The organism is Citreimonas sp. (assembly GCF_042096055.1).
Lineage (GTDB): Bacteria > Pseudomonadota > Alphaproteobacteria > Rhodobacterales > Rhodobacteraceae > Citreimonas.
Map to the genome: position 1 here is coordinate 1 of NZ_JBELMH010000169.1, position 2,541 is coordinate 2,541.

Here is a 2,541-nt window from a genome sequence, read left to right on the forward strand (position 1 = left end):
GCGGTCGCCCTCGAGCGCCTTGAAGTCGTTGAGCGTCATGATCCCGTGCGCGCCGATGCCGTAGAGCAGCGCGATGCCGATCGTTTCGGGTCGGGGCAGGGATTGCGACAGGACGGCGGCGCCGGTGAACCAAGGCAGCGTCTCGTAGGAAAGCCCCACGAGGCCTGGCCCCCACCACCCCGACCGTTTCAGGCGCACCGGCTCGGCCGAGTAGGCCCAGGCTGCGGCGATGCCGACGATGGTGGCGACCAGCCCCCAGGTGCCGAGGAAACTGCCGACGACCAGCGCCAGGGCCGACATCGCCAGCGCGATCCACAGGCCCCAGCGTCCGGGGATGCGGCCCGAGGGGATAGGGCGGTCGGGCTCGTTGATCGCGTCGACGTGGCGGTCGCACCAGTCGTTGGCGGCCTGGCTCATCCCGCAGACGATGGGACCGGCCAGCACAACGCCCAGCAGCGCCAGGCCCCAATGCGTGCCGAAGCTGGCGCCCGACGCGACCAGGCCGCACAGATAGGCCCACATCGGCGGGAACCACGTCACGGGCTTGATCAGCCGCAGCATCGCTGCGGGATCGGGCAAGGTTCGGGAATGTAAACTTGTGCTGACACTCATGTGTCAACCAAACACGACGTTCAGAGTCGGTGCAACAAAAACCGCGCGGTCACGCGGTCGCAGCCGGTCAATCCTCGGGGACGTAGTCCTTGTGAAGCAGGCCGTACTTGCGCAGCTTCACGTACAGGGACTGGCGGGACAGGCCCAGCATCTCGGCCGCTGCGACGCGGTTGTTGCGCGTCAGGTTCACGGCCGTTTCGATGCACATCTTCTCGACCACGTCGGTGGTCTCGGACACGATGTCCTTGAGGCTGGCGGAGCCCACCAGCTCCATCACGTTGCGCGCGCTGTCCTCGTGCCCCTGCATCTGCGGTGTCCGGATCGCATCGACCCGGCTGGCGTCGCGGATGACGAAGCCAAGCTCGGGCTCGGACCGGTCGTTGAGCCAGGTCACCGACATCTCGACCGCGGTCTTGGCGCCGAATTCGTTCAGGATGCGGGTCGAGTACAGCCGCATCTGACCCGATCGGCGCGCGTTCTCGATCAGCACGCTCATGTCGATCTGACCGCGGCCCAGGTAGTCGCCCAGGCTGCGTCCCTTCACGTCGCTCAGGTGCGCGGCGTCGACCATGTCCAGGAACGAGTCGTTGCAGGTCTGGATCACGCCCGAGGCCGAGGTGAACACCATCGCGTCTGCGCCCTTCTCGAACAGCACGCCGAGGTTCAGCGACAGGTCGTCGTGGCGCACGGCCGCCTGCTGTTCGGACTCCAGCCGGCAGATCAGCACCCGCTCGCCCGCGGCACGGAAGACATTGGGCGTGATCGCGACCGCGTGGCGGTTGCGCTTGGTCACCACATCGAAGGCGCCGGCATTGTCCGAGATCGACGTGTTGACCAGCCCCTCGATGAATTCCTCGCGCCGGCGGTCGCGGAACTCGCGCGCGAAATCGCTGCCGATCAGATCCTCGCGCGTCGTGCCCAGCAGCGCGGCGGCGGGTTCGTTGAGGTCCTTGACCTTGCCGTCCGCAACCGAAACGAAGACCACCGGGTCGCGCACCGTGCGCAGCAGCAGGCGATAGCGCGCGTCGAATTCGCGCCGCGCCTCGTATCCCTGTTCCAGCGACATCTGTGCCTGGACCAGCTGCTGCTGCGTCTCGGCGATCGGCCGCAGATCCCGGCCCAGCATCACCAGCGCGGGCTTGCCGTCGATCTCGCCCAGCGCGTGGAAGGTGTAGCGGACGGGGAATTCCCAGACGGCGTTGTCGGTGTGATTCAGCTCGACCGCCTTGCTCGAGACCTCGCCGGCGCGGAAATCTTCGAGCACGGACTCGAATTTCGGGATGCTTTCGCGAGTCAGGAACTCGTTGATCGAGCGGCCTTCCCAGTGCGACAGGTTGCCGAAGCCGGTCTCGCGCGCGCCGATCAGCAGCGACAGGACCTTGCCCTCGTTCGAGACGATGACGGCGATGTCGGTCGCGGCCGAGATCAGGCTGGCAAGGAAGTCCCGCCCCTGGGACAAGGCAGCGCCGCCGCTCCACGAACTGGCCCCGCCACGGCCCATCAGCGTGTCCCCGGTCTTTGTTTCACTCTTTGCTTATCGCACAATTTGAACGCAACCTTCACATCCCCGGTGACGAGATCGACACCGGTCCTGTCCTTCAGCCGATCGGCGTGGTTCAGAACCAGGCCGCCCAGCGCAATCGGCGGTGTCGAAGACAGGCCGTGCCTGACCCGTTTAACCAACTGAGCCAGAGTTTCAAGCGACTCGGCGCGCGAGCACGACACCATCACGAGGTCGTAGCGGTCTTCGCGCAGGGCGCCGATCACCCCGTCGGCATCCGGTCCGAACAGGATCCGGACCGCGGCCCCCATGCGGCGCAGCTGCGAGGTGGCGACATGCGCGCCCAATGTGTGGGTGTCGCCGGCCATCTGGATCATCAGCGTGTTGAGCCCCTCGGCGCCGGCGCTGGGCGCGGCGGTCCATGACGG

General features: G+C 66.7%; 3 protein-coding genes. All 3 read right to left on the reverse strand.

Annotation, left to right across the window (positions count from 1 at the left end):
* On the reverse strand, positions 1-612 hold a 612-nt coding region (bchG, locus tag ACFDTC_RS18090; RefSeq protein ID WP_375260270.1), incomplete at its 3' end, for a (bacterio)chlorophyll synthase.
* A 67-nt stretch (positions 613-679) separates the two neighbouring features.
* Positions 680-2,071 carry a transcriptional regulator PpsR gene (gene ppsR / locus ACFDTC_RS18095; protein WP_375260271.1) on the reverse strand — a complete coding sequence of 464 codons (1,392 nt, stop codon included), beginning with the start codon at positions 2,069-2,071 and terminating at the stop codon, positions 680-682.
* Positions 2,072-2,112: 41 nt separating this feature from the next.
* Positions 2,113-2,541 (reverse strand): cobalamin-dependent protein (locus ACFDTC_RS18100; RefSeq protein WP_375260272.1); only part of this gene is annotated, 429 nt, incomplete at its 5' end.